This is a genomic window from Actinoplanes sp. TBRC 11911 (assembly GCF_012933445.1).
Lineage (GTDB): Bacteria > Actinomycetota > Actinomycetes > Mycobacteriales > Micromonosporaceae > Actinoplanes.
On record NZ_JABBNC010000045.1, the window covers coordinates 61,366 to 80,409 of the forward strand.

Annotated in this window: 21 protein-coding genes; 5 read left to right on the forward strand and 16 right to left on the reverse strand. The window is 68.8% G+C overall.

Annotated features, from left to right (window positions below):
* Positions 1-14 precede the first annotated feature (14 nt).
* The 3 genes from HH310_RS38760 to HH310_RS38770 all read right to left on the reverse strand — a co-directional run bounded on the left by HH310_RS38760 (position 15) and on the right by HH310_RS38770 (position 3,081).
* Positions 15-794: an enoyl-CoA hydratase/isomerase family protein gene (locus HH310_RS38760; protein WP_169180740.1), complete on the reverse strand. Its 780-nt coding sequence runs from the start codon at positions 792-794 to the stop codon at positions 15-17.
* Positions 791-1,018: a helix-turn-helix domain-containing protein gene (locus HH310_RS38765; RefSeq protein WP_014441759.1), complete on the reverse strand. Its 228-nt coding sequence runs from the start codon at positions 1,016-1,018 to the stop codon at positions 791-793. Before HH310_RS38765 ends, HH310_RS38760 begins: the two co-directional genes overlap by 4 nt.
* 458 nt (positions 1,019-1,476) lie before the next feature.
* A complete protein-coding gene (locus HH310_RS38770) occupies positions 1,477-3,081 on the reverse strand; it encodes an ABC-F family ATP-binding cassette domain-containing protein (protein WP_169180741.1) in 1,605 nt (534 codons plus the stop codon).
* 175 nt (positions 3,082-3,256) lie between these two features.
* Here HH310_RS38770 and HH310_RS38775 point away from each other — a divergent pair, with 175 nt between their 5' ends.
* Positions 3,257-4,168: a neutral zinc metallopeptidase gene (locus HH310_RS38775; RefSeq protein WP_169180742.1), complete on the forward strand. Its 912-nt coding sequence runs from the start codon at positions 3,257-3,259 to the stop codon at positions 4,166-4,168.
* On the opposite strand, the gene HH310_RS38780 is transcribed toward HH310_RS38775, so the two are convergent.
* Positions 4,165-4,797, reverse strand: coding sequence for an acVLRF1 family peptidyl-tRNA hydrolase (locus HH310_RS38780; protein WP_169180743.1), 633 nt, complete (start codon positions 4,795-4,797; stop codon positions 4,165-4,167). The genes HH310_RS38775 and HH310_RS38780 overlap by 4 nt on opposite strands.
* A 23-nt stretch (positions 4,798-4,820) precedes the next feature.
* Here HH310_RS38780 and HH310_RS38785 point away from each other — a divergent pair, with 23 nt between their 5' ends.
* Positions 4,821-5,510, forward strand: coding sequence for a DNA alkylation repair protein (locus HH310_RS38785; RefSeq protein WP_169180744.1), 690 nt, complete (start codon positions 4,821-4,823; stop codon positions 5,508-5,510).
* 6 nt (positions 5,511-5,516) lie between these two features.
* Positions 5,517-5,951 (forward strand): GNAT family N-acetyltransferase, encoded by a 435-nt coding sequence (locus HH310_RS38790; RefSeq protein WP_169180745.1) that lies wholly within the window; start codon positions 5,517-5,519, stop codon positions 5,949-5,951.
* Here HH310_RS38790 and HH310_RS38795 read toward each other — a convergent pair.
* On the reverse strand, positions 5,948-6,541 hold the full coding sequence (locus HH310_RS38795; protein WP_169180746.1) for a LysE family transporter: 594 nt from the start codon (positions 6,539-6,541) through the stop codon (positions 5,948-5,950). The two genes, HH310_RS38790 and HH310_RS38795, sit on opposite strands and share 4 nt — an antisense overlap.
* Before the next feature lie 207 nt (positions 6,542-6,748).
* Between HH310_RS38795 and HH310_RS38800 the strand changes: the two genes are divergently transcribed.
* Positions 6,749-7,444: a histidine phosphatase family protein gene (locus HH310_RS38800; RefSeq protein ID WP_169180747.1), complete on the forward strand. Its 696-nt coding sequence runs from the start codon at positions 6,749-6,751 to the stop codon at positions 7,442-7,444.
* 7 nt (positions 7,445-7,451) lie between these two features.
* Here HH310_RS38800 and HH310_RS38805 read toward each other — a convergent pair whose 3' ends face one another.
* Genes HH310_RS38805 through HH310_RS38845 form a run of 9 tightly spaced genes read right to left on the reverse strand, consistent with a single transcriptional unit; the run spans position 7,452 to position 14,694 of the window.
* On the reverse strand, positions 7,452-8,195 hold the full coding sequence (locus HH310_RS38805; protein ID WP_169180748.1) for a maleylpyruvate isomerase family mycothiol-dependent enzyme: 744 nt from the start codon (positions 8,193-8,195) through the stop codon (positions 7,452-7,454).
* Positions 8,196-8,226: 31 nt separating this feature from the next.
* Complete coding sequence (locus HH310_RS38810) at positions 8,227-8,598, reverse strand: metal-sulfur cluster assembly factor (protein ID WP_312034601.1); 372 nt, start codon at positions 8,596-8,598, stop codon at positions 8,227-8,229.
* Positions 8,595-9,059, reverse strand: a complete 465-nt coding sequence (gene sufU, locus HH310_RS38815; RefSeq protein WP_169180749.1) for a Fe-S cluster assembly sulfur transfer protein SufU — start codon at positions 9,057-9,059, stop codon at positions 8,595-8,597. The genes HH310_RS38810 and sufU overlap by 4 nt, the downstream gene beginning before the upstream one ends.
* Positions 9,059-10,288: a cysteine desulfurase gene (locus tag HH310_RS38820; protein WP_169180750.1), complete on the reverse strand. Its 1,230-nt coding sequence runs from the start codon at positions 10,286-10,288 to the stop codon at positions 9,059-9,061. Before HH310_RS38820 ends, sufU begins: the two co-directional genes overlap by 1 nt.
* Positions 10,289-10,310: 22 nt before the next feature.
* Positions 10,311-11,072 carry a Fe-S cluster assembly ATPase SufC gene (sufC, locus tag HH310_RS38825; RefSeq protein ID WP_169180751.1) on the reverse strand — a complete coding sequence of 254 codons (762 nt, stop codon included), beginning with the start codon at positions 11,070-11,072 and terminating at the stop codon, positions 10,311-10,313.
* The gene (locus HH310_RS38830) at positions 11,069-11,401 is read right to left on the reverse strand and encodes a non-heme iron oxygenase ferredoxin subunit (RefSeq protein WP_169180752.1); all 333 of its coding nucleotides are present in this window, start codon (positions 11,399-11,401) and stop codon (positions 11,069-11,071) included. The genes sufC and HH310_RS38830 overlap by 4 nt, the downstream gene beginning before the upstream one ends.
* Positions 11,398-12,522, reverse strand: coding sequence for a Fe-S cluster assembly protein SufD (gene sufD / locus HH310_RS38835; protein ID WP_169180753.1), 1,125 nt, complete (start codon positions 12,520-12,522; stop codon positions 11,398-11,400). Before sufD ends, HH310_RS38830 begins: the two co-directional genes overlap by 4 nt.
* A gap of 37 nt (positions 12,523-12,559) precedes the next feature.
* Entirely contained in the window at positions 12,560-13,981 is a 1,422-nt protein-coding gene (sufB, locus tag HH310_RS38840) for a Fe-S cluster assembly protein SufB (protein WP_169180754.1), read from the reverse strand.
* Positions 13,978-14,694: an ArsR family transcriptional regulator gene (locus HH310_RS38845; protein WP_169180755.1), complete on the reverse strand. Its 717-nt coding sequence runs from the start codon at positions 14,692-14,694 to the stop codon at positions 13,978-13,980. The genes sufB and HH310_RS38845 overlap by 4 nt, the downstream gene beginning before the upstream one ends.
* A gap of 98 nt (positions 14,695-14,792) precedes the next feature.
* On the opposite strand from HH310_RS38845, the gene HH310_RS44505 reads away from it, so the two are divergent.
* Positions 14,793-15,869: a COX15/CtaA family protein gene (locus tag HH310_RS44505; protein ID WP_248294850.1), complete on the forward strand. Its 1,077-nt coding sequence runs from the start codon at positions 14,793-14,795 to the stop codon at positions 15,867-15,869.
* A gap of 791 nt (positions 15,870-16,660) precedes the next feature.
* On the opposite strand, the gene HH310_RS38855 is transcribed toward HH310_RS44505, so the two are convergent.
* Both HH310_RS38855 and HH310_RS38860 read right to left on the reverse strand, forming a co-directional pair.
* Complete coding sequence (locus HH310_RS38855) at positions 16,661-17,557, reverse strand: RimK family alpha-L-glutamate ligase (RefSeq protein ID WP_169180756.1); 897 nt, start codon at positions 17,555-17,557, stop codon at positions 16,661-16,663.
* A 1-nt stretch (position 17,558) separates the two neighbouring features.
* Positions 17,559-17,852, reverse strand: a complete 294-nt coding sequence (locus tag HH310_RS38860) for a hypothetical protein (RefSeq protein WP_169180757.1) — start codon at positions 17,850-17,852, stop codon at positions 17,559-17,561.
* Between the last annotated feature and the right edge of the window lie 1,192 nt (positions 17,853-19,044).

Genomic DNA, 19,044 nt, shown 5'->3' on the forward strand with positions numbered 1-19,044 from the left:
TCGGGGCGGCGAACCTATTCCAGCCCGGCTATGTCCCGCAGCCTGCGGGTTTGCGCTTCCCGCTCGGCCCGGTCCTGCTCCGGGTAGGTCTTTGCGAGCGCACCGGCTAGGAGCGCCTTGATCTCGGCGGCCGCGCCGCGCTCCGCCGCGAGCACCGCGGCGGCCAGATCCGAGACCGTCGCGCTCAGCTCGTCGGGCGGCACCACGGCGGTGGCCAGGCCGATCCGCTCCGCCTCGTCGGCGGCGATCCGCCGCCCGGTCAGGCAGATCTCCAGCGCGCGGGAGGGGCCGACCAGCTCGGCGAGGCGTTTGGTGCCGCCCAGATCGGGCACGAGGCCGAGCGTCACCTCCGCCATGGCGAACCGTGCGTCGTCCGCCAGCACTCGCATGTCGCAGTTCAGCGCCAACTGAAATCCGGCGCCAATCGCGTGTCCGTGAACGGCCGCGATCGTCACGATCGAAGGTTTGCGCAACCATGTGAAGGCGGACTGGAAGCCCGCAATCCGATCCGCGCACTCCTCCGGTGACAACTGCGCGAGCGGGGGGAGCGAATCGCGCGCGGCGGACAGATCCAGGCCGGCGGAAAAGGCACGCCCCTCGCCCCGCACAATGACGACTCGTACGTCGCCCGATATTTTTCGGGAAATATTCGAGAGTTCTGCCCACATAGCGGGAGTCTGCGCATTGAGCACCTCGGGCCGGCACAACGTCACCGTTGCGACCGGCCCGTCCTGGTCGAGGCGGACGCCCGCCTCACTTCCGCTGGTGCCGGATGCTGCGTGCCCGCTTGTCACGCCTTCTTGCGCCGGCGAGCGCCGCCGCGCTGGCGGAGCTGAACACCCGACTCAGTCAGAACGCGATGCACGAATCCGTAGGACCGGCCCGTCGATGCCGCGAGCGCACGAATGCTCTCGCCAGAGGTGTAACGCTTGACCAAGTCCTTCGCTAGTGACTGGCGCTCGCTGCCGACGATTCGGCGACCCTTCTCGGTGCTGGTGGCTGTGCCCGTGGCTGCCATGTTGAATCCTCACGTCCCAGACTGTGCGGTTCATACGGTCCCACCTATTAGACCGCCTCGAACGATCATGCGCTAGGTATCCAGGCTTAGCGAACGTGCCCATTTATCACTGTCAGGAACTTGACGATGACTACGCGCATCAATGTCAGACAGTTAACTGACGTTAGAGACGCTCTCTTTAGCATGCCGGCCCGCACCACCCGGCTCCGGCGCCCAAGACCATCGATCACCTGCGGAAACGGACGATCGAGGGACTCATTGGACCGGACATGACGCAGCGTCGATATGGTGCACACGGTGCGCTCGGGGGATAAGTGTGCCAACTTTGCGGCGCCGAGGGCCGTGCCCGACCTGACCGCAAACGCCCGAACGTCGCACTGTCTGTGTGGGCACCAGTTGACAACTGACGATGCCCCTGTCCAACCGATTTAGCTCAATCAGGAGATAAAGAAAGTCCCCTAAGCCAGTTCGACGAGCTCCAGCAGATCATCGCTCCAGGCGTCCTCGTCCCCGTCCGGGAGCAGAATCGCCCGGTCCGGCTTCAGCGCCTGCACCGCGCCGGCGTCGTGCGTCACCAGCACGATGGCGCCCGGGTAGTTCGCGATCGCGTCCAGCACCTGCTCGCGGCTGACCGGGTCGAGGTTGTTGGTCGGCTCGTCCAGCAGCAGCACGTTGGCACCCGAACAGACCAGCGTGGCCAGTGCCAGCCGGGTCTTCTCGCCGCCGGACAGCACGCCCGCCGGTTTGTCCACGTCGTCGCCGGAGAACAGGAACGCGCCCAGAATCTTCCGCAGGTCGGTGTCCGTCTGATCGGGAGCGGCGCTGCGCATGTGCTCGAGGATGGTCCGGTCCACGTCGAGCGTCTCGTGCTCCTGGGCGTAATAGCCGAGCCGCAGGCCGTGCCCGGGGCGTACCTCACCGGTGTCCGGGTCGAGCATGCCGCCCAGGATGCGCAGCAGCGTCGTCTTGCCGGCGCCGTTCAGGCCCAGGATCGCGACCCGGGAGCCCCGGTCCACCGCCACGTCCACGTCGGTGAAGATCTCCAGCGACCCGTACGACTTGGAGAGTCCGGCCGCGGTGAGCGGAGTCTTTCCGCACGGCGCCGGGCTAGGGAAGCGCACCTTGGCGACCTTGTCCGAGACGCGGGTCTCCTCCAGGCCGCCGAGCAGCTTCTCGGCGCGGCGGGCCATGTTCTGCGCGGCGACCGTCTTGGTGGCCTTCGCCCGCATCTTGTCGGCCTGGGCCATCAGGGCGCCGGCCTTCTTCTCCGCGTTCGCGCGCTCGCGGCGGCGGCGGCGCTCGTCGGTCTCCCGCGACTCGAGGTACTTCTTCCAGCCCACGTTGTAGATGTCGACGACCGAGCGGTTCGCGTCCAGATACCAGACCTTGTTGACCGCGGCGTCGAGCAGCTCGACGTCGTGGCTGATCACCACGAGGCCGCCCTTGTGCTGCGCCATGTAGCCCCGGAGCCAGGCGATCGAGTCCTGGTCGAGGTGGTTGGTCGGCTCGTCGAGCAGCAGGATGCCCTTGCCGTTCTGCCCGGAGTTGGCGAACAGGATGCGGGCGAGCTCGATGCGGCGGCGCTGACCGCCGGAGAGCGTGCCGATGGTCTGCGCGAGCGCGCGGTCCGGCAGGCCCAGGTTGGCGCAGATGCGCGCGGCCTCGGCCTCGGCCGCGTACCCCCCGAGGGCGGCGAACTGGTCCTCAAGCTGGCCGTAGCGGCGAATCAGCTTGTCGTCCGCGCTCTCCTCCAGCTCGATCTCGAGCTTCTGCATCTCGGAGAGGATCGAGTCCAGCCCGCGGGCGGACAGCACCCGGTCGCGGCCGGTCACGTTCAGGTCGCCGGTACGCGGGTCCTGCGGAAGGTAGCCCACCTCGCTGGTGCGCTCGACCGCCCCCGCGTACGGGATGCCCTCGCCGGCCAGCACCTTGAGAGTGGTCGTTTTACCTGCTCCGTTGCGTCCGACCAGGCCTATGCGGTCACCGGGCTGAACCCGTAGCGTGACGGGAGACAGCAGGATCCGGGCGCCGGCACGCAGTTCCAGTCCGGTGGCGGTGATCATTCGCAGGCTCGCTCTCGAGACGATGGGCTGACTCCGGGAGCAGGGTCTGGTCAGCCTTCACAGAGCAGCACGCGCAATGGTACCGGGAGGCTGCCCGCACCTCCCACCCGATTACCTAGCAAGATCATCGGGTACAAGCCCGGCATCGTTCCCGGAGCTCCCAGGTGAGGATGAAATGGAACTCAACGAGAACGCCGACATCGATACCAGTCAGGTCGAGGACCAGCGCGGGTCGGGCGGAGGCGGCGGTGGCGGCTTCGGCGGGCTGCCCATTCCGATCGGCGGCGGCGGCATCGTCGGCCTCGTCATCACGGTGATCGTGCTGGCCGTGGGCGGTTACTTCGGCGTCAACGCGATCGGCGGCGACGGGGGCGGGCAGGCCGACAACTCGAACATCCAGCAGCAGTGCTCGAACAAGTCCAGCGCGACCGACCAGCTCGCCTGCCGCAATGTGCTCTACATCAACTCGATCCAGGCGTACTGGAAAGAGGCCACCCCGCAGTACTTCAACCGGCCGTACACGCCGTCCAAGACGGTCATCTTCACGAACCGGGTGAGCACCGGGTGCGGTGCCGCGGACTCCGGGGTCGGCCCGTTCTACTGCCCGGCCGACGACAAGGTGTATATCGACCTGGCCTTCTACGACGTGCTGGCCCAGCAGCTCGGCGCGCCGGGCGAGTTCGCGCAGCCGTACGTGCTGGCGCACGAGTACGGGCACCACATCCAGGACATCTCCGGCACCGAGGCGAAGATGCGCCGGGCGCAGCAGGGTGCCTCGTCGGCGCAGAAGAACGCGCTCTCGGTGCGGCTGGAGCTGCAGGCCGACTGCTACGCGGGGGTCTGGGCCCGGCACGCCACCGAGACCAAGGCGAGCAACGGGCAGCCGATCTTCAAGAGCCTGACCGCCGAGGACGTCCAGCAGGGCATCGACACGGCCGGCAAGATCGGTGACGACGTGCTGCAGAAGCGCAGCGGAAACCCGGTCAATCCGAACGAATTCACGCACGGTACGGCGGCGCAGCGTCAGCAGTGGTTCAGTACGGGCTACAACTCCGGCACTCCGGACAATTGCGACACCTTCGCTTAGGGTTCGCGCACCAGCACGGACACCGCCCGGGCCCCGGCCACCGCGGACACCAGGACCGCGTGCCGGGGCTCCGGCACCTCCAGGACGCGCTCGGCACGCAACGCCGCGACCTCTTTCAACGGCGGTGCGGCCAGGATCGCGTCGATCGCCAGTCGGTCCCCGCCGGTCACGAGCGCGGCCAACCGGCGTACCTCGGGAAGCAGCAGACGCCCCACGATGCCGGCGCCGTCGGCAGCGGCCGCCTTGGCCTGATTCACCCGGCGGCGCGCGAAACGCTGCTGCGACCACCCACCGGCAGCCGTCCGGCCTTGCACATAGTGCGTATCCACCTTGGACGACACCAGCTCAGCGCCCTCGGCGACACCCACCGCCACGGCACCCTTTCGCGCCAGCAGCAAACCCAGGCGCCGAGGTGCCTGCGCTTCACGGATCAGTTCCGCCAGTTGATTTCCCTCCGGTACGCCCGGAGGAGCGCCGAAGGTCGCCGAGGCACCGTCCTCGGCGATCAAGGTCAACCCCTGTTCCCGGTACGCCCCGTGCCGCCGCTCGAAGTTCGCGAGCCAGCGTTCCAGGCGCTCCGGAGCCACATCGACCCACTTGCCGCCGCCCGCGGCCGTGCGCTCACCCATTTTTGTCAGCCTACGGTGGCATGATGCCGGGTGTGACGGAGCTCGCGTCCGCCCTGCTGAAGCGCCTGGACGACCGGTTGCCCGCGGCCGGCGACCCGGTGCGCGCCGCGGGGATGGCGGCGTACATGCGTGACCAATTCGCGTACGCGGGTGTCCCGGCTCCGGCCCTGCGCGGCCTGGAGCGAGAGGTGTTCGCCGGGTTGCCCAAGCCCGGGGCGGACGACCTCCGCGCGATCGCGCTGGCGTGCTGGGAGCGCGCCGAGCGGGAGTATCAATACGTGGCCTGCGACTATCTGCGCAAACACGTGGCCTGCGCGGACGCTGCCTTCCTCCCGACGCTGGCGTTCCTGATCACCACGAAGTCCTGGTGGGACACGGTGGACGCGCTCGCGACCCGCTTCACCGGTGACCTGGTCCGGCGGGATCCGGCGCTGGTCACGGCGATGGACGAGTGGTCCGGCGCGCCGAACATGTGGCTGATCCGCACGGCTATCCTCCATCAGCTGCACTACGGCGAGCACACGGACACCGGCCGGCTGTTCGGCTATTGCCTGCGGCAGGCCGCGCACCGCGACTTCTTCGTGCGCAAGGCGATCGGCTGGGCGCTGCGGCACTACGCGCGGACCGACCCCGAGGCGGTCCGCGCGTTCATCAACCAGAATCGATCACGGCTCTCGCCGCTGTCGGTGAAGGAGGCGACCAAGCACCTGTAAGGCAGGATGTTCCGGGTGAGCGACTATCGGTTGAGCGAGGATCCCGACCACCTCGATCTGGACAGCGTGGTGCGGTGGATCGGCTCGGACGCGTACTGGGCCAAGGGACGCTCGCGCGAGGTCATCGAGCGGTCCTTCGCGCACTCGTTCGCGGCCGGCGTCTACACCGGCGACGCGCAGCAGGTGGCGGTCGCGCGCATCGTGTCCGCCCGGGCGACGTTCGCCTGGCTCGCCGACGTGTACGTCGACCGGGCGCATCGCGGCCACGGGCTCGGAAACATGCTAGCCGAGTGGGCCACCGGCTGGGCCGAGCGGCACGGCGTCCCGCGTCTGGTGCTGTCGACGCTGGACGCGCACGGGGTGTACGCGAAGGTGGGCTTCACCCCACTGGCACACCCCGAGCGCTGGATGAACATCGATTCCCGGCCGCCGATCGGCTAAAGCAGCCTGATCGCCAGGAACGCGATGACGGCACTGGACACGAGGGCGGTGATCAGCCGGCCGCGTTCACCGGTCAGCACGCGGCCCACCAGCGAGCCGCCGCCGGCGATCAGCAGTTGCCAGCTCGCCGAGGCCAGAAACGCGCCCACCACGAACCAGAAACCGCCGCCCTCGCCGCCGCGCCCCAGAACGAGCGCCGCGAAATAGATGACGGTCGCCGGGTTGAGCAGCGTCAGACCCAGAATTCCCCCGTACGCGCGGAGCGCCGTGGCCGGCTTCTCCACCCGGGCCGCCGTGCGCCGTTTCCGGAGGGCTCCCCAGGCGGTCATGGCGGCCATCCCGAGCAGGACCACCGCCGCGGCCCAGCGCAGCGGCGTGGCAACCGGGGCGATCACCGCGGCCACCGCCGCTCCCCCGACGACGGCGATCAGCGCGTAGATGCCGTCCGCGGTGGCCGCCCCCAGCCCGGCGGCGGCCCCGACCCGCAGCGACGTGCGGGCGCTGAGCCCCGCGATGAGCACCCCGATGGCCCCGACCGGAATCGCGACACCGTATCCGGCGACCACGCCGGACAGAAACGCCGCGCTCATGACAGCTGCTGACGGCCCGCCGTTCCCTCGACGCGGCGCTGCTGCCGGACGGCCCGGTCGGCCGCAGCAACAGAGACGCGGAAGCACTTCTTCAGCCTGGTCACGGCGCCATCATCCCGGCCACCCCGCCGCCCCCGCCACCGATTTTCGCCACCGCTCACCGGCCCCGAGGCGCGGGGTATGGAGGAGGTGGATAGGGTGCCGATCATGGGTGTGGTTGCCGAACTGGTTCTCGTCCGGCACGGGCAAAGCCTGGCCAACGTCGCCTTCCCCGCCGCGGACGCGCGCGGGCTGCTGGAAGCCGAGGTCAGCGGGCGCGACGCCGAAGTCCCCCTGACCGCGCTCGGCGAGTCGCAGGCGCGGGCGGTCGGGCACTGGCTCGCGCAGCTGCCGGCCGGCGAGGTGCCGCAGGTCGTCATCACGTCGCCGTACCTGCGGGCCCGCGAAACCTGGCGCATCGCGGCCGACACCTCCGGCCTGGAGCTGCCGGCGCCCACCACCGACGACCGGCTGGTCGACCGGCTGCTGGGCGACCTCGAGATGATGACCCGCGCCGCGGTGAACCACCACTACCCGCAGGAGAGTGCCCGCCGCCGCGAGATCGGCGAGTTCAACTACGCCCCGCCCGGTGGCGAGTCGTTCGCGGACATCGCCGTACGCCTGCAGGCCTTCCTCGACGACCTCAACCGCGACCACGCCCGCCAGCGGGTCATCGTGGTCGCCCACGACGCGGTCGTGCTCATGATGCGGGCCGTCATCGAGCAGTTGTCCTGGGACGAGGTCGTCGAGGCGGAACGCACCGCGGGCAGCGTTCGTAACGCTTCGCTGTCGCGCTTTGTCGCCGTCGGTGACCACCTCGAACTGGCCAGCTACAACTCGGTGGACCACCTGCCGCAAGGCTGATCGCCGCTCAGTCGACGACCGCCCACTCCCGCAGCTCACGCAGCACGTCGCGATCACCGTCGACGTCCAGGTCGTCGTAGGGTTTTCGGCCGTACAGCGCCAGCACAAGATCGCTCGCCGGTGCCCGCACGGTCGCCACCGGCTCACCGCTCGCGGCAGGATCGAGAACCGCGCCCGTGGCGGTGAGATCCACCGTCCAGCTCGGCCCGTCGGTCGCGTCGAATCTGATGCGGGCCGGGCGATGCGGCCACTCCCCCAAGGATCGCAGCGGCACCGCCAGGAACTCGCCGACCCCGTCGACCGCGATCACCCCGGGCAACGGCTCCACGACGCCGGCCGCCTCCTGCGCGTCGAACGCGTGCACCGCCGCCTCCTGCACCTGATGGCGGGCGATGGCACCGGACGTGTGCGGCGCGCCGTCGGAGTCCCACCAGGCCCAGGCCGGCGAGTCGGGGCCCACCGCCCGCAGCGCGGCCAGCAGCAACGACGTGGATTCGGCGGACCACTCCAGCAGCTCGCCCTCGACCTCGCGCTCACCGAGATCGGGGTGGACGGAGGGATCGGCCGCGGTCACGATCACCGCCCAGGCACGCTGGACGGCGCCGAGATGGTCGACCAGATCGAAGAGCGTCCAGTCGGGGCAGCCGGGGACCGAGACGTCGATGCCCGGTGCGACGGCGACCGCGGACCGCAGTGCCGACGACCGGGCATCGATCAACGACAGCAGCTCGTCGAACGGGGGTGTTTGCATGCCCCGGTTCTACCAGCCGCGTACGACAAAATCAGACGTTGAAGCCGAGCGACCGCAACTGCTCGCGCCCGTCGTCAGTGATCTTGTCCGGGCCCCACGGCGGAAGCCACACCCAGTTGATCCGGAAGTCCTGGACGATGCCGCCGCCCGGACCCTGCGTCAACGCCGTACGCGCCTGGTCCTCGATGACGTCGGTCAGCGGACACGCCGCCGACGTGAGCGTCATGTCCAGGGTGACCACGTTCTCGTCATCCACGTGGGTGCCGTAGATGAGGCCGAGGTCGACGACGTTGATCCCCAGCTCGGGGTCGACGACGTCCTTCATCGCCTCTTCGATGTCGGCAACGGACGCCTTCGAAACGGCGCCTTCGGAAGCGGTAGTGCCTTCAGAAGCAGTAGTCATGCCTTCACCTCCGGGCTCGCGCCCACGTCAACACCGGCCCGCGCCGCCGCGTCCTGGAATGCCATCCAGGGCAGCAACGCGCATTTCACCCGGGCCGGGAACTTCGCCACTCCGGCGAATGCCACCCCGTCGCCGAGCACGTCCTCGTCCGGCTCGACCTGCCCACGCCCCTGCATCAGCTGCACGAACGCCTCTTGAATTCCCGCGACGGTCGCCGCGTCCTTGCCCGTCACCAGCTCATGCAGCACCGACGCCGACGCCTGACTGATGGAACATCCCAGACCTTCGTACGAAATGTCCGAAATGTTTACGCCATCGACGGCAACCCGAACCGTCACCTCGTCGCCGCACGTCGGATTGACATGGTGCGCCTCGCCGCCGAACGGATCCCGCAAGCCTCGCCCGTGCGGGTGCTTGTAGTGATCGAGGATGATCTCCTGGTAAAGCCCGTCGAGAAGCATCAGCCGAACACCTTCCGCACCTGGTCGAGCCCCTGCACGAGAGCGTCGACCTCGTCCTGCGTCGTGTAGAGGTAGAACGACGCGCGGGTCGTCGCCGGCACCCCGAACCGGGCGCACGTCGGCTTCGCGCAGTGGTGCCCCACCCGCACCTCGACACCCTGCGCGTCCAGGATCTGACCGACGTCGTGCGGGTGCACCCCGTCCACCGCGAACGAGAGCGTGCCGCCCCGCCCGTCCGGCGTCGAGGGCCCGAAGATGCGAACGCCGGGCATGTCGCCGAGCGCCTTCAAGGCGTACGCGGTGATGTCCTGCTCGTGCTGGTGAACGTTCTCCATGCCGATGGCCGTCAGGTAGTCCACGGCCGCACCGAGCCCGATGGCCTCGGCGATCGGCGGCGTGCCCGCCTCGAACCGCGCGGGCGGCGGCGCATACGTCGTGCCCTGCATGGTGACCGTCTCGATCATCGAGCCACCGGCCAGGAACGGCGGCATCGCGGCGAGCAGCTCGTACTTGCCCCAGAGCACGCCGATGCCGGTCGGGCCGAGCATCTTGTGCCCGGTGAACGCGATGAAGTCGACGCCGAGCGCGCGCACGTCCACCGGCAGGTGCGGCACCGACTGTGAGCAGTCGAGCATCACCAGCGCGCCGACCTGACGGGCCCGCGCCACGATGCGTGACACGTCGTTGATCGTCCCGAGGACGTTCGACATGTGCACGATCGAGACCAGCTTGGTGCGTTCGTTGACCAGGTCGTCGAGGTTCGACTCATCGAGCCGGCCGTCGTCGGTGACCCCGAACCAGCGCAGCGTGGCGCCGGTCCGCTCGCACAGAAGCTGCCAGGGCACGATGTTCGAGTGGTGCTCCATCTCGGAGACCACGATCTCGTCGCCGGGCTTGAGGTTGAGGTGCTGCCCACCGGCGTACGCGACCAGGTTGATCGCCTCGGTGGAGTTCTTCGTGAAGACGATCTCGTCCGGGGTCGCCGCGTTGACGAACGAGGCGATCTTCGCGCGCGCGCCCTCGTACGCCGACGTGGCCTCGGTGCCGAGCGTGTGCACCGAGCGGGACACGTTGCCGTTGTGCCGCTCGTTGTGCTGCCGCATGATCTCGAGCACCTGCCGCGGTTTCTGCGAGGTGTTCGCGCTGTCCAGGTAGACCAACGGGTGCCCGTTGATCTCCCGGTCGAGAATCGGGAAGTCGGCTCGGATCCGGGCCACGTCGAACGTCATCGTTGTCTCCGGTTCGTCGAAGTCAGACGCGGGCGGCCACGTAGCGCTCGTAGCCCTCGGCTTCCAGCTGCTCGGCGAGTTCCGGGCCGCCTTCCTGAACGATCTTGCCGCCCACGAACACGTGCACGAAGTCCGGCTTGATGTAGCGCAGGATCCGCGTGTAGTGGGTGATCAGCAGCAGACCGGTGTCGCCCGTCTCGCGCACCCGGTTGACGCCCTCGCTGACGATCCGCAACGCGTCGATGTCCAGGCCGGAGTCGGTCTCGTCGAGGATCGCCACCTTGGGCTTGAGCAGCTCGAGCTGCATGATCTCGTGCCGCTTCTTCTCGCCGCCGGAGAAGCCCTCGTTGACGTTGCGCTGCGCGAACGCCGGGTCCATCTGCAGCTTCTCCATGGCCGTACGCAGCTCGGCGGTCCACGTCCGCAGCTTGGGCGCCTCGCCGTCGATCGCCGTCTTCGCGGTGCGCAGGAAGTTCGCGACCGACACGCCGGGCACCTCGACCGGGTACTGCATCGCGAGGAACATGCCCGCGCGGGCCCGCTGGTCGACGGTCATCGCCAGGACGTCCTCGCCGTCCAGCGTCACCGTGCCGTCGGTGATCTGGTATTTCGGGTGACCCGCGATGGAGTACGCGAGGGTCGACTTGCCGGACCCGTTCGGGCCCATGATGGCGTGCGTCTCGCCCGCCCGCACGGTGAGGTCGACCCCGGACAGGATCGGCTTCAGGTCGCCCTCGGGCAGCTTCACCGAAACCTTGAGGCCACGGATTTCCAGGGTGCTCACGGCTCTACTCCATTACTCGGGGTGGTCGAAACGAAGATGGCCCCGTCGCGGATCTCGACGGGGAAGGTCGCCACCGGCCGGGTGGCGGGAAGGCCGGTCGGGGCGCCGGTGCGCAGGTCGAAGCGGGATCCGTGCAGCCAGCACTCGAGCGTGCACCCGTCCACCTCACCCTCCGAGAGGGCGACGGCGGCATGACTGCATTCATCCCGTACGGCGTAGAAGTTGTCGTCGTCGGCATGGACCACCGCGACATCGACACCGGCGACCTCGACGGAGATCGCGGTGCCCTTGGCGATGTCGTCGGCGGTACCGACCTGCTCGAAGCTCACGCGTTCTCCGCCAGCCGGGCCTCGATGGTGTCACCGAGACGATCCCGAAGCTCCGCCACCGGGATCTTGTTGATGAGCTCGGCGAAGAAGCCGCGAACCACCAGCTTGCGCGCCTCACTCTCGGTGATGCCGCGGGCCATCAGGTAGAACAGCTGCTCGTCGTCGAAGCGGCCGGTCGCGCTCGCGTGCCCGGCACCGACGACCTCACCGGTCTCGATCTCCAGGTTGGGCACCGAGTCGGCCCGGGCGCCGTCGGTCAGGATCAGGTTGCGGTTGATCTCGTACGTCTCGGTGCCGGTCGCCTCGGTCCGGATCAGCACGTCGCCGACCCAGACCGTGTGCGCCGACGCGCCCTGCAACGCGCCGCGGTAGCCCACGTAGCTGCGGCAGTCCGGCACGCTGTGGTCGACGAGCTGGCGGTGCTCGAAGTGCTGGCCGGCGTCGGCGAAGTAGAGGCCCCACAGCTCGGCGTCGCCGCCGCGGCCCGCGTACTCGACGCTGACGAACTGGCGGACCAGGTCGCCGCCGAGCGTGACCTGCACGTGCTGCGCCCGGGCGTCCTTGCCGACCCGGAGCCGGATGTGCTGCGCCTGCACCGCGCCGGCGTCCCACTCGGTAAGCGTCACGAAGGTGAGCTGCGCGCTGTCGCCGACCACGACCTCGATGTTGTCCGCGAGGGTGGCGGTGCCGACCTGCTCCAGGATCACCGTGGCCTTGGCGAACGCACCGATCTTGACGACCGTACGGGCGCCTGCCGCGTCGCCGCCCTTGCCCACGATCTTGATGACCACCGGCTCGGCGGGCTCCGCCTCGGGGGCGACCTCGATCAAGGTCACCCCGGACGCCGACCCGTACGCCAAGGCGCTGATCCGGTCGAACGGGGTCAGCACCGCGTCGGCTTTGTCGACATCGCGGACGCTGACGCCGGCCGGCAGGTCGCCGTGCTCGACGGCGGGCGCCGCACCCGTCAGTTTCGTGGCGGTGACCAGCTCACCCAGTCGCTTGAGCGGGGTGAAACGCCATTCCTCCTCCAGCCCGTTGAGGGCCGGGAAGTCCTGGACGTCGAACGAGCGCAGCACCTGCGACTTGGTGCGTGGCGGCGCGAAGGCCTCGGTAGTCATGTCGTCCTTATGTCGGCTTTTACGGCGGCCCGGGCTCTTAACCCACGGCCCCTTCCATCTGCAGCTCGATCAGGCGGTTCAGCTCCAGCGCGTACTCCATCGGCAGCTCCTTGGCGATCGGCTCGATGAAGCCCCGCACGATCATCGCCATCGCCTCGTCCTCGGTGAGGCCGCGGCTCATCAGGTAGAAGAGCTGGTCCTCGCTGACCTTGGAGACGGTCGCCTCGTGACCCATCGCGACGTCGTCCTCGCGAATGTCCACGTACGGATAGGTGTCCGAGCGGGAGATCGTGTCGACCAGCAGCGCGTCGCACTTGACCGTGCTCTTCGAGTGCGAGGAGCCCTCGAGCACCTGCACGAGACCGCGGTACGACGTGCGGCCGCCACCCCGGGCGATCGACTTGGAGACGATCGTGGAGGACGTGTGCGGCGCGGCGTGCACCATCTTGGCGCCGGCGTCCTGGTGCTGGCCCTCGCCGGCCATCGCGACACTGAGCACCTCGCCCTTGGCGTGCGGGCCGTTCATCCAGACCGCCGGGTACTTCATCGTCACCTTGGAGCCGATGTTGCCGTCGATCCACTCCATGGTCGCGCCCTCTTCGCAGGTCGCGCGCTTGGTGACCAGGTTGTAGACGTTGTTCGACCAGTTCTGGATCGTCGTGTACCGCACGCGGGCGTTCTTCTTCACGACGATCTCGACGACCGCGGAGTGCAGCGAGTCGGACGAGTAGATCGGCGCCGTACAGCCCTCGACGTAGTGCACGTACGAGCCCTCGTCGGCGATGATCAGCGTCCGCTCGAACTGGCCCATGTTCTCCGTGTTGATCCGGAAGTAGGCCTGCAGTGGGATCTCCACGTGCACGCCCTTCGGCACGTAGATGAAGGAGCCGCCGGACCACACCGACGTGTTCAGCGCGGCGAACTTGTTGTCGCCGACCGGGATGACGGTGCCGAAGTACTCCTGGAAGATCTCCGGGTACTGCTTCAGCGCCGTGTCGGTGTCGACGAAGATGACACCCTGCTCCTCGAGGTCCTCGCGGATCTTGTGGTAGACCACCTCGGACTCGTACTGCGCGGCGACACCGGCCACCAGGCGCTGCTTCTCCGCCTCCGGGATGCCCAGCCGGTCGTACGTCGCCCGGATGTCCTCGGGCAGGTCCTCCCAGCTCGCGGCCTGCGCCTCGGTCGAGCGCACGAAGTACTTGATGTTGTCGAAGTTGATGCCGGTCAGGTCGGCGCCCCACGACGGCATGGGCTTGCGGTGGAACAACTTGAGCCCGCGCAGCCGGCGCTCCAGCATCCACTCCGGTTCGTTCTTCTTCGCCGAGATGTCCCGCACCACGGCCTCCGACAGGCCACGCTGCGCCGAGGCGCCCGCGGTGTCGTTGTCGGCCCAGCCGTACTCGTACTTGCCCAGGGCCGCGAGATGCTCTTCCTGGCTGACGATCTGGTCGGTCATGTACCTGTCCTAACCGTGGTTGCGGCACGGGATGGTGACGGGATGTGCGTCGTACACACTCCGTCACCGTGTGCGATGGTGGCGAGACGCTGCACGTGGGTGCCGACGAGCCGGGAGATGACCTCGGTCTCGGCGTCGCACAGCTGGGGGAACTCGGCAGCCACGTGGGCCACCGGACAGTGGTGCTGGCACAGCTGCCCGCCGGACGCGATCGTGGTCGCGTTGGCAGCGTAGCCCTCCGCGGTCAGCGCCTCGGCGAGCGCCTCCGCCCGCGCGACGGGGTCGTCCCCGGCCTCGCACAGGGCGGCGCGGCAGCGCTCCTCCAGGGCCTTGACCTGGGAGGCGGCGAACTCGCTGACGGCCTCGGCGCCGTGATGGTCGGCGATCCAGCGCAGCGCGGCGGTCGCGATACCGTCGTACAGATGTGGAAATGTTTCCCGGGCGGCCGCCGTCAGCGCGAACGCCTTCGCCGGCCGGCCGCGCCCTCGCGGACCCTGCTTGCGAACCTCGCGGGTCTCCACGAGATCGTCGGCGAGCATGGCGTCCAGATGCTTGCGAATGGCCGCCGGACTTAAGCCGAGATGCTCCCCGAGCTGGGCGGCGGTGGCCGAGCCGTGCTCCAGCAGCAGCTGCGCGACCCGGTCCCGGGTGCGACCGTCCGCGGCACCGGCGGTTGCCGGAACCCCGTTCCCGATCTGCACCTCGGTTTTCACTACGGCAACGTTACGTAATTCATCCGATGCCCGCAAACCAAGGTTCCGGTGATCCAGACCACCGCGGCCCCGGAGCGGCGCCCAGCATGATCAATTAGCTGCGTACGATACGTTGGGTGAAGTCATCCTGGCTGCGCCCGCTGGCCCTGGCGTCCTTGATCGCCAATATCGGCCTGGTCGTCACCGGTGCCGCGGTTCGGCTCACCGGCTCGGGCCTCGGATGCCCCACGTGGCCCGAGTGCACCACGGATTCGTATACGACGACCTCCGAGATGGGTGTCCACGGCGTCATCGAGTTCACCAACCGGATGCTCACCTTCGTTCTGGGCATTCTGGCTGTCGCCTGCGTCGTCGCGGCGATCTTCGACCGCCCGCGCCGGGCCGCCGAGATCGGGCGCCGCCTGGCAGCTACGCTCTCCAGTCCGGGCCGGGCCGTCGCCGCACTCTTCCGGCGCGCGACATACCGGCGGGCCGGCACCGCGATCGTCAGCCCCACCCGTCGCGCATCCACGATCCGGCTCAGCGTCGCCGTGCTCCTCTGCATTCCGTTGCAGGCCGTGATCGGCGGCATAACCGTCCTGACGGACCTCAACCCCTGGGTGGTCGGGCTTCACTTTCTCGCTTCCATGGTCGTGATTGCTTTCGCGTACGCCCTCTGGAAGCGCACCGCCGAGCCGGAGGGCGAGCCGGTGCTCCTGGTTCCCGTCCCGGTACGCCATCTGGCCCGCCTGACGGTGCTCGCCAGCGCGGCGGTCATCGCCGTGGGCGTGGTGGTCACCGGTAGCGGGCCGCACGCGGGTGACGCGAGCGCCAAGCGCAACGGGCTGGACCCGCAGAGCATCGCCCAGGCCCACGCCGACGTGGTGATGGTGCTGCTCGGCCTCACGGTGGCGCTATGTTTCACGCTGCGTGCCGTGAACGCGCCGGCGGTGACCTTCCGGGCCGCGGTGACGCTGCTGGCGGTCGAGCTCGCCCAGGCCTTGATCGGCTTCGTGCAGTACTTCACGCACCTGCCGGTTCTCCTGGTGGGCGCGCACCTGCTGGGCGCCAGCCTGGTCTGGACGGCCACGCTGAGCATGCTGTGGTCGACTCGCGAGCGGCCGGGCGTGGTGCCGAGCGTCGAGCCGGAGCCCGCACGGTCGAGGGCCGCGCTCCCGGTTCCCACCACTCCCTGAATCCGCGCCGCTTCCCGCCACCCCTGAATCTGCGCCTCTTGAATCTGCGCCGCGCCACGTGCTCGGCGCGGCCTGAGCAGCGCCACGTGCTCGGCGTGGCCTGAGCAGCGCCACGTGCTCGGCGGGGCCCGGGCAGCACTCCTCGACCAATCGGGACTTTTCGCCCTTTTGCTTTGTTCACGCCCTGATCGATTGCGCTGACCTGGGCTTTCTTCGGAAGGCCTGTGGACAGCCGGCGTGTCATCCACAGGCCGCGAATTGGTCCGTCATTGATCGTCCTCGGTCGGCATCCTCATTCGCATGCCACTTCCCCCCAGCCTCAGCCGTACCCCCAGCCTCAGCCATACCAGCAGCCTCAGCCACACCAGCAGCCTTAGCCACACCAGCAGCCTCAGCCGCATTGGCAGGTTCAGCCGCACTGGCAGGTCCCGACCGGCACGACGCGGCCGGTCCCCGACCGCTGCCGTGGCGCGGCGCACCGGTCTCCCGCCGCGCCGGGCGGCCACCAGGGGCTGACTCGCGCCGAGCGGCCGGTCTCCGGCCGCCTCCCGTCGGCCACCGGTCCGCATGGGAGCCGTCCGCGAGGCGCGAGTCAGTCCCGTCCGCTCAGCGGTATCACCACAGCCCGGGAAGTCAGGTGGAGCCTTACGACAGGAAAGCGACCGAGGCTGCGCGGCCGCCCCGTTCTCTCCCGGGGCGGCCACGTGGAAGCTCGGCCCGCCTCTCCCCTGACGGCCGCGCGGAAGCCGGCCCGCCTCGCATGGCGGCCACGCAGAAACCGGCCTCGCCGGTCAGAGGCGGGCGACGATCGCGTCGGCCATGCGGCCCGCGGCCGCCGGTGCCGTGCGGAAGAACAGCGAGGGCTCGGTGAGCTCGAGCTCGACCAGCAAGGGCTCCCCGTCGGGGCCGGGAATGAGGTCCACCCGCGCGTAGAGCAGACGCTTCGCGCCGCCCGGGATCGCTTCGAGGGCCTTCGCCGCCACCGCGAGCTGGGCCGCGGTCGGCCGGCGCGGGGTGATGACCTCGGAGCCGGGGTCGAGCGTGCCCTCGTCCGGGCCGGTCAGCATCGGGCCTTTGCGGGCGCCGTGGCTGAAGGTCAGCTCGCCGTTCGCGTCCGGGAGGCAGAGCACGGACGTCTCGCCGTCGGTGTCCACCGCGGCCAGATAGGGCTGGATCATCGCGGTGCGGCCCGCCGCGGTCAGCCGCCCGACGTGGGCGAGAGCCAGGCCGGCCTGCGACGGGAGGTGGTACCGGCCGGTGTCCTGGCTGCCGGCGCTGATCGTCGGCTTGACGACCCACTCGCCTTCCGCGGGTGGGGTCCAGGTCGAGCCGGGTGAGACGAATGTGGTCGGTGTCACAGGCACGCCGGCGCTGGTGAGCTCGTCGAGGTAGCGCTTGTCGGTGTTCCACGCGACGACGTCGGCCGGGTTCAGCAACCGCGGCACGCGGTGGGCCCAGGCGACGAAGTCGTCGCGCCGGGGGACGTAGTCCCACGGCGAGCGCAGCACCGCGAGGTCGTAGGACGCCCAGTCCACGCTGGTGTCGTCCCAGCGGACAGCCTCCACAGTGAGCCCTCGGTCGCGGAGGGCGTCGCGCAACGGGAAGTCGTCGTCGTAGAGGTCGGGGAAGATGTCGCAGGTGACGAGAGCGACCCGGGAGTCGGCCCGGGTCGCGGCGGATGTGTTCAACTCAGCGGGCCATGCTCCGGCGCGCCATCGAGCGCCACAGGTCGTTACTGGGACGCATCTGCTCCATCAGCTCGCGCTCCCACTCGTTCTCCACTTCGACCCCGGCGAGCTCGCACGCCTCGCGGGCCTTGACCGTGTCGTCGGCGAATTGGTCGGACCACTCCCCGTCCTGGCCGACGAGGACGATGCGGGCGCCACGCTTGCCGACGTACTCGATGACCGCCTTGGCGCCTCCGTGACCGGCGGCGAAGTCCTTTATGTCCGCGGTCAGCGTCGTATCGGAACCTTGAGCCATGAGGGGCAGCCTATGCACGTACGCGCATCCGGCAAGTAGCCTCGCCACAAATTTGTGATGCCAATTACCAGGACGTTTATCCATTCAGAGCATTGGTATGAGCCGATTGCGTCCGAAATATCCCATCAACAAACTTCCATCGACGGAGTGACTCTTAGTTACCTTTCTCACTCTCAATTCCGGACAACTGGTCCGACCTTCGTAACCCTTGGGATGCAATAACCGGCCGTTCACCGGAAAACCGGTTCACCAGCAAAGCACGCCCCGGCCCGAGAAAAGGGCGGAGCCCAAATTGGGCGGCCCCGGCAAGGCCACGCCCAGCGCGGGCTCGACGCGGACAGCGCCGGCTCGACGCGGACAACGCCGGCTCAACACGGGCAGCGCGGACAGCGCGGACAGCGCCGGCTCAACACGGGCAGCGCGGACAGCACCCGCTCAACACGGGCAGCGCGGACAGCGCGGGCTCAACACGGGCAGCGCGGGCAGCACGGGCGACTCCCCGGTCACCGGGTGGCCGGGCTGGGCCGCAGGCCCGGCGAGTCGCGCGGCGCTTCCATTGCGTGGGACTCGCGACCGCATGCTGAGACCGGCGACCACACCCTGGACCCAGCGTCCGCAATGTAGACACTCGTCCATTGTGGAGTAACTTTTTGTCCCATAATACGGCGTTCGCCCGGCGAAGTTTTCGGGCCAGATGTGAACCTTGGAGAGTTAAGGCTCGTATGTGGGCGCAACTCTCCAAGGTCTGCGAAAAGTCCACGGTGTCGGCGCGATGCCCCATCTAGCGAGAACGTCCAACGCGCCACAGAGGCCGGTGGCCTGACCCTGGCCGGTGGCCTGACTCCGCCCGGCGGTACCGACGCCCCGTCCTCGGCCGTCACGGTCACCCCGCACCCAGACCGCCGCGACGCCGACCCGCGCCGACGTGCCGGTCTGGCGCTGGCGTGGTGCGGACCTTGGCCGGCGCGGTGCCGTTCTGGCCGACACGGTGCAATCGTTTCGGGCGCGCGGCCGTCGTGCCGGGCCCGGGCTTGCAACATGCTTCTGGCCAGTGCCCGTCTCATCATTCGGACGCATACGTCTACATCATGGGCGACCATCCGAATAGGACGGTCGTTTTGCATAGACAAGCGACTTTTGTGGCCGTCGTTCGGAGGCCGATTTCGAGACCTTGGAGAGTTGCGCCCACATT